The following is a 6,448-nucleotide window of genomic DNA, read 5'->3' as shown; positions in this document are numbered from 1 at the left end:
GCTGCAGCCCGGCCCCCTCGGAATCCCCGGGATCAACTTCGCCGCCTACCAGAACGCCGAGCGGATCCTCGCCGCCGAGAAGCCCGGCTGCAACATGTACTGGACGCTGCTCGCCGGCATCGGCCAGGTCGAGTCCGGCCACGCCAAGGGCGGCAAGGCCGACGACAAGGGCAACCTCCTCGAACCTGTGATCGGCCTGCCCCTCGACGGCAGCCTGCGCGGCCAGGCCGTCATCCGGGACACCGACGGCGGCACCCTGGACGGCGACACCGTCTACGACCGGGCGGTCGGCCCCATGCAGTTCATCCCGTCCACGTGGAAGCTCTACGCCGGCGACGGCGACGGCGACGGCGACGCCGACCCGCAGAACCTGTACGACTCCACCCTCACCACCGCCAAGTACCTGTGCGACGGCGGAAACAACATGCACGACATCGCGCAGGCCACCAAGGCCATCCATCGCTACAACAACTCCATGGCGTACGTCGCGAACGTGCTCGCCTGGTCGGCCGCCTATTCGACCGGCGTCACCCCCAGCGCGGCGGACCTGCCGCGCATCCACTGATCGGGCGCCACCTACGATTGATGCCATGGCAGTCAGCGAGTCCAACGTTCGCAGCGCCCTGGCGCGGGTCCAGGATCCCGAGATCCGCAAGCCCATCACCGAGCTCGGCATGGTCAAGAGCATCGAGATCGGCGGCGACGGCAGCGTCGACGTCGGCATCTACCTGACCACCGCCGGCTGTCCGCTGCGCACCGAGATCACCGACCGCGTCACCAAGGCCGTCGCCGACGTCGCCGGGGTCTCCGCCGTGCGCGTCGAGCTCGACGTCATGAACGACGAGCAGCGCACCGAGCTGCGCAAGTCGCTGCGCGGCGACTCCACCGAGCCGGTCATCCCGTTCGCCCAGCCCGGCTCGCTCACCCGCGTCTACGCGGTGGCCTCCGGCAAGGGCGGCGTCGGCAAGTCCTCCGTCACCGTCAACCTCGCCGCCGCGATGGCCGCGCGGGGCCTGTCCGTGGGTGTGCTGGACGCCGACATCTACGGCCATTCCATCCCGCGGATGCTCGGCACCGACGCCAAGCCCACCCAGGTGGAGCGGATGATCATGCCGCCCGTCGCGCACGACGTGAAGATGATCTCCATCGCCCAGTTCACCCAGGGCAACACGCCCGTGGTCTGGCGTGGACCGATGCTGCACCGCGCGCTGCAGCAGTTCCTCGCCGACGTGTTCTGGGGCGATCTGGACGTGCTGCTGCTCGACCTGCCGCCCGGCACCGGCGACGTCGCGATCTCCGTCGCGCAGTTGATCCCCGGCGCCGAGATCCTCGTCGTCACCACGCCGCAGCAGGCGGCCGCCGAAGTCGCCGAACGGGCCGGCTCCATCGCCCTGCAGACCCGCCAGCGCATCGTCGGCGTCGTGGAGAACATGTCGTGGCTCGAACTGCCCGACGGCACCCGGATGGACGTGTTCGGCACGGGCGGCGGTCAGGCCGTCTCCGAGCGGCTCACCCGCGCCGTCGGCGCGACCGTCCCGTTGCTGGGCCAGATCCCGCTCGATCCGGCGGTGCGCGAGGCCGGCGACGCCGGCACCCCGATCGTTCTCAGCGCCCCCGACTCGCCCGCGGGCACGGCGCTGCGCGAGATCGCCGAGAAGCTCGCCGTGCGTCGCCGCGGCCTGGCCGGCATGTCGCTGGGGATCGACACCACCCGCCACCTGTAGGCGCCTGCGGCGCCGGTGTGTCCTTCGGGCTGTTCCTGCCGCCCGAAGGACACACCGGCCGCGGAGCGGCCTACGTCGCGTCCGAGTCGATGGGGGGCTTCTCCCCGGCTGCCAGTGGCGGCGGGACGGGCTTGCTCACCGGCTTGGTGCCGGGCTTGTCGAAGTTGCCGGTGAGCAGCGAGTCGTCGCCGTCCAGCAGGTGCTTGGTGATGACCGCCTTGGGCGTCATGCCGCGCAGCTCGTTGAGTTCGGACAGGGGTTGACGCAGGTCGTCGAACTCGGGGCCCAGCTCCTCCTTCAGCTGTTCCTTCGCGCCGGACGCGTAGTCGCGGACCTGCCGCAGCGACTTGGTCACCCAGGACACAGCGCCGGGGAGCCGCTCGGGGCCGAGGACCACGAGCGCCGCGACGAGGAGGACCATGAATTCGCCCCAACCGATGTTGCCGAACACCGCTCCAGGGTACGTGGTGACGCGCCGTTCGCAGCCCGGAGGACCCAGGTCACAGCGAATTCCCAGCGAACCGGGAGCCGACGGTCAGTCGGACTGCGGGGTCACCTGCACGTCCACGAGACGGCCCGAGCGGACCAGCTGCACCGTCACCGGCTCGCCGATCTTCTGCGCGTGGACCGCGACGACCAGCTCGTCCGCGCTGGTGACCTCGCGGTCCCCGACCTTGACGATCACGTCGCCCTCGACGATCCCGGCCTGCTGCGCGGGGCTGCCCTCCTGCACGTTGGCCACCTCGGCGCCGCTGGCGACGTCGTTGACGACGCTGCGGGCGTTGACCCCGATCTCCGGGTGGCGCATCGCGCCGGTACGGATCAGTTCCTGGGTGACAGCGGTGACGTCGTCGATGGGAATGGCGAACCCCAGACCGACGGAACCGCCGGTCTCGGTCTTGATGGCCGAGTTGATGCCGATGACGCGGCCTTCGGCGTCGACGAGCGGGCCGCCGGAGTTGCCGGGGTTGATGGAGGCGTCGGTTTGCACCGCGTCGATCACGGCGTCGGTGTCGGTGCCCTGACCGCCCAGGCGCATCGGCCGGTTGAGGGCGCTGACGATGCCGCGGGTGACGGTCTTGCTCAACCCGAGCGGCGACCCTACTGCGATGACGTCCTCCCCGACCTGCACGTCCCCGGAACGACCCAGCTCGGCGACCGTGAGGTTGTCCACGTCGACGGAGAGCACGGCCAGGTCGGTCTTGATGTCGCGCCCGACGATCTGCGCGGGCACCTTGGTGCCGTCGTTGAAGGTGACCTGGATCTTCGCGTCCGGACCGGTCGCGGCCATCGAGATCACGTGGTTGTTGGTGACGATGTATCCGGCGCCGTCGATCACGACACCGGACCCGGTGCCGGACTCGTCGCCGAGGGTGACCTGGATGGAGACGACGGCGGGCAGCACCGCGTCGGCCACGCGGGCGACCTGTCCGGTCGGCAGGTCGCCGTCCTGCTCCACCTGGGCCAGCGTCACGCTGCGGCTGGTGAGGGAGCCGGTGTCGGACGTGATCAGCGCGACGACGAGACCGCCGATCATGCCGATGGTCAGTGCGACCGCCGCCAGCGTCGCGAGGGCGCGGGTCTCGATCCGACCGCCGAAGAGGACTTCCCGCAGCGTGAGCTTCGGGGCGGGCGGCAGTGGCCGCTCGTCGCGGGCCTGCGCGGGCGCCCCCAGGCGCACGTTCGTCGTGGGGTCGCGCCACGGGTCGGGCTCGGGGCCGTCCGCATCGGCCTCGGCGTCCGGGTCGGCCGGGGGCCGCTGCAGGATCTCGGAGGTGCCCACGGGTCGGCCGAACGCCTCGGCCAGCACCGGATCGGCGGGCGCACCGTGGCCGACCCGCGGCTCCCCGGCCCGTTCCTCGGCGGACCGGCCGAAGGAGCCGGTCGTACCGGCCGGCCGGCCGAAGACGCTGCTGGCGGCGGCGTCGACGTCCGGACGATAGACCGGACGGGGCTGCAGGCGCGGGGCGTCGGCGCGGTGCGACACGCCCGGCGCGGGAGCGCTGTCCGTGTCCGACGTCGAGGCGGCCCGACGCTCGGACTCCACTGATTCCGCTGTCACGCGTGCCCGTCTCCCCCGTGTCCGTCAGTCACGGTGCCCAGTATCACCGATAGTGCCGATGTCACCGCCACCGACCGTCGCGGGCCGATCACGGCGCGGAAGGACGCGAGCACCGTCAACGGCGCCAACGGATCGGCCAGCGCCGCCCGGCCGGCCAGGTCTGGTCGGCCCCCGGTACTCCCCCGAAGCCGGGCGCGGACAGGTCCCGGTGGTGCTGCGGGATGTCGGCGAGGGCACCCAGGAGAGAACTCGGCATCGGCGGCGGCGCCATCCGGGCGGCGTCGCGAAGCGCGCGACGGGCCTGCTGCTGGGACTCGACCTCCGTGGCGCACTCCGGGCACACGGCCAGATGCTCGGCCGCCCGGAGATACGCGTTCATCCGCAGTTCGCCGTCCACGTACGCTGCCACAGCCTCACTCGCCAGGTGCTCCGTGGAACCGAACCGGCGGGTCGGGTGTGCCCTCGTCATGAAACCCTCCTGGCGGCTACCCCGCATCGACTCGACCGACTTCGACCTTCCCATGCTCACGCAGGTGCTCACGCAGCGCCTGCCGTCCGCGATGGATGCGGCTGCGCACCGTGCCGAGCTTGACTCCCAGTGTGGCACCGATTTCCTCGTAGGACAGACCTTCGATGTCACACAGGACGACAGCAGCACGATAGTCCGGCGCCAGCGAGTCCAGGGCGGACTGCAGGTCGGCGCCGAGCCGGGCGTCGTGGTAGATCTGCTCGGGGTCGGGGCCCTCGGAGGGCACGCGGTCGTAGTCCTCGGGCAGGGCCTCCATGCGGATGCGGTTGCGGCGCCGGACCATGTCGAGGAACAGGTTGGTGGTGATGCGGTGCAACCAGCCCTCGAAGGTGCCCGGCTGGTAGTTCTGCAGCGAGCGGAAGACCCGGATGAACGTGTCCTGAGTGAGGTCCTCGGCGTCCTGCGCGTTTCCGGACAAGCGGTAGGCGAGCCGGTACACCCGGTCGCCGTGCTCGCGCACCAGCTCGTCCCACGACGGCATCACCGCACGGTCACCGGTGGCGTCGAACACTGCCGTGCCGGTGAGCTCGACGTCGGCCGTGGGCTCGACGTCGGGGCTGGGGAGCTGGGGGGAATCGGCCATGTGGATCGCTGGATCCTCCTCTTCGGGACCGCTCATCGTGGGTGTCGGGTGTCTTCGTCCAACACCCGAGGGCGCCGGCTTGTTCCCGGCCCCCGATCGCCCTCTCGGTGCGGTCTGATGTGGTACCTACACCTTCACGCACGGTGATGTGCTGCCGATATGAGCAACCTGAGCATCGCCTGAGAATCCACCCGCCGTGCGCGCCTGCCTGCGACCGGCCCCCGGCGACGATAACCTCACTGGGGTGCACACGAATGCCGAACGGATACTGGCCCACGTCGAGAATGTCACCGAGGACGAGAACCTCGCCCTGGCGCGTGAACGTGCCCTCGATCTCGGCGCAGATCCGATCCCGGCAGCAGTGGGCGCGGCCCTGGCGATGTTCGCCCGGATGCTCGACGCGCGGACGGTCGTCGAGGTCGGCACCGGCGCCGGCGTCAGCGGACTGTGGCTGCTGCGGGGCCTGCGCGAGGACGGCGTCCTCACCACCATCGACAGCGAGCCCGAGCATCAGCGCGCCGCCAAGACCGCGTTCCGGGAGGCCGGCGTCGCGGCCTCCCGGACCCGGCTGATCAACGGGCGCGCGCTGGACGTGCTGCCGCGGCTGGCCGACTCGGCATACGACCTGGTGTTCGTCGACGCCACCCCCGCCGATCATCCGCACTACGTCCGCGAGGGCGTGCGGCTGTTGCGACCGGGCGGCGTCATCGTGCTGCACAACGCGCTGCTCTGCGGCCGGGTCGCCGACCCGGGCGAGCGTGACTCCGCCGTCCTCGCCGTCCGCGAGGCGACGCGGGCCGTGGTGACCGACGAGCGTCTCGCGCCGGTGCTGCTGCCGGTGGGCGACGGGCTGCTCTGCGCCGCCAAACTCTAGGCCCGGCGCACCCCCCCGATCAGATCCACACGCCCTTGCCGATGGCGACGACGCCGCCGCTGCTGACCGCGAAACGCTGCCGGTCGCGTTCGAGGTCCACGCCGATGATCTCGCCGTCGCCGACGACGACGTTCTTGTCGAGGATCGCGCGCCGCACGACCGCCCCCTTGCCGATGCGCACGCCCGGCATCAGGACACTGCCCTCGACGGTGGCACCGTCCTCGATCATGACGTTGGAGCTGAGCACCGAATTCCGGACGGTGGCGGCCGACAGGATGCTGCCCGAGCCGACGATCGACTCCTGCGCGAGACCGCCCTGGACGAACTTCGCCGGGGGCCACATCTCCGAGGCGCCGCGGATCGGCCAGCGCCGGTTGTAAAGGTTGAAGATCGGGTGCACCGACACCAGATCCATGTGCGCGTCGTAGAACGCGTCGAGGGTGCCGACGTCGCGCCAGTAGCCACGGTCGCGTTCGGTGGCGCCCGGCACGACGTTGTCGTTGAAGTCGTAGACGTGCGCAGCGCCCTGGGCGACGAGGGCGGGGATGATGTCGCCACCCATGTCGTGGTCCGAGTCCGGGTTCTCGGAGTCTGCCCGCAGCGCCTCCACCAGCACCTTGGTGGTGAAGACGTAGTTGCCCATCGAGGCATAGGTGACGTTGGGATCGTCCGGGGT

At 70.8% G+C, this 6,448-nt stretch carries 8 protein-coding genes; 3 read left to right on the top strand and 5 right to left on the bottom strand.

Annotated elements, in window-relative coordinates:
• On the top strand, window positions 1-565 hold a 565-nt coding region (locus G6038_RS30105), incomplete at its 5' end, for a lytic murein transglycosylase (RefSeq protein ID WP_206025866.1).
• A 25-nt stretch (window positions 566-590) separates the two neighbouring features.
• The gene (locus tag G6038_RS30100) at window positions 591-1,724 is read left to right on the top strand and encodes a P-loop NTPase (RefSeq protein WP_165042511.1); all 1,134 of its coding nucleotides are present in this window, start codon (window positions 591-593) and stop codon (window positions 1,722-1,724) included.
• A 70-nt stretch (window positions 1,725-1,794) separates the two neighbouring features.
• Here the strand turns inward: G6038_RS30100 and tatB are convergent, their stop codons facing one another.
• The 4 genes from tatB to sigE all read right to left on the bottom strand — a co-directional run bounded on the left by tatB (window position 1,795) and on the right by sigE (window position 4,898).
• Window positions 1,795-2,175 (bottom strand): Sec-independent protein translocase protein TatB, encoded by a 381-nt coding sequence (gene tatB / locus G6038_RS30095; RefSeq protein ID WP_006938788.1) that lies wholly within the window; start codon window positions 2,173-2,175, stop codon window positions 1,795-1,797.
• Between the two features lie 84 nt (window positions 2,176-2,259).
• Window positions 2,260-3,711, bottom strand: a complete 1,452-nt coding sequence (locus G6038_RS30090) for a trypsin-like peptidase domain-containing protein (RefSeq protein WP_346772958.1) — start codon at window positions 3,709-3,711, stop codon at window positions 2,260-2,262.
• 190 nt (window positions 3,712-3,901) lie between these two features.
• A complete protein-coding gene (locus G6038_RS30085) occupies window positions 3,902-4,255 on the bottom strand; it encodes a zf-HC2 domain-containing protein (RefSeq protein ID WP_165042509.1) in 354 nt (117 codons plus the stop codon).
• Between the two features lie 16 nt (window positions 4,256-4,271).
• Window positions 4,272-4,898 (bottom strand): RNA polymerase sigma factor SigE, encoded by a 627-nt coding sequence (sigE, locus tag G6038_RS30080; protein ID WP_165042507.1) that lies wholly within the window; start codon window positions 4,896-4,898, stop codon window positions 4,272-4,274.
• A gap of 244 nt (window positions 4,899-5,142) precedes the next feature.
• Here sigE and G6038_RS30075 point away from each other — a divergent pair, with 244 nt between their 5' ends.
• Window positions 5,143-5,772, top strand: coding sequence for an O-methyltransferase (locus G6038_RS30075; protein ID WP_165042505.1), 630 nt, complete (start codon window positions 5,143-5,145; stop codon window positions 5,770-5,772).
• Window positions 5,773-5,791: 19 nt separating this feature from the next.
• Here G6038_RS30075 and G6038_RS30070 read toward each other — a convergent pair.
• Window positions 5,792-6,448: sugar phosphate nucleotidyltransferase (locus tag G6038_RS30070; RefSeq protein WP_276613927.1), on the bottom strand; the 657-nt coding region annotated here is incomplete at its 5' end.

The sequence above is a fragment of the Rhodococcus sp. 14C212 genome, assembly GCF_011058195.1.
Taxonomy (GTDB): domain Bacteria; phylum Actinomycetota; class Actinomycetes; order Mycobacteriales; family Mycobacteriaceae; genus Rhodococcus; species Rhodococcus aetherivorans.
This window is presented reverse-complemented; position numbering and strand designations above follow the sequence as displayed.

Bases quoted from the DNA above. Each gene is read 5' to 3' on its own strand.
- G6038_RS30100 (WP_165042511.1), top strand. From the start codon at position 591: ATGGCAGTCAGCGAGTCCAACGTTCGCAGCGCCCTGGCGCGGGTCCAG.
- G6038_RS30085 (WP_165042509.1), bottom strand. From the start codon at position 4,255: ATGACGAGGGCACACCCGACCCGCCGGTTCGGTTCCACGGAGCACCTG.
- sigE (WP_165042507.1), bottom strand. From the start codon at position 4,898: ATGGCCGATTCCCCCCAGCTCCCCAGCCCCGACGTCGAGCCCACGGCC.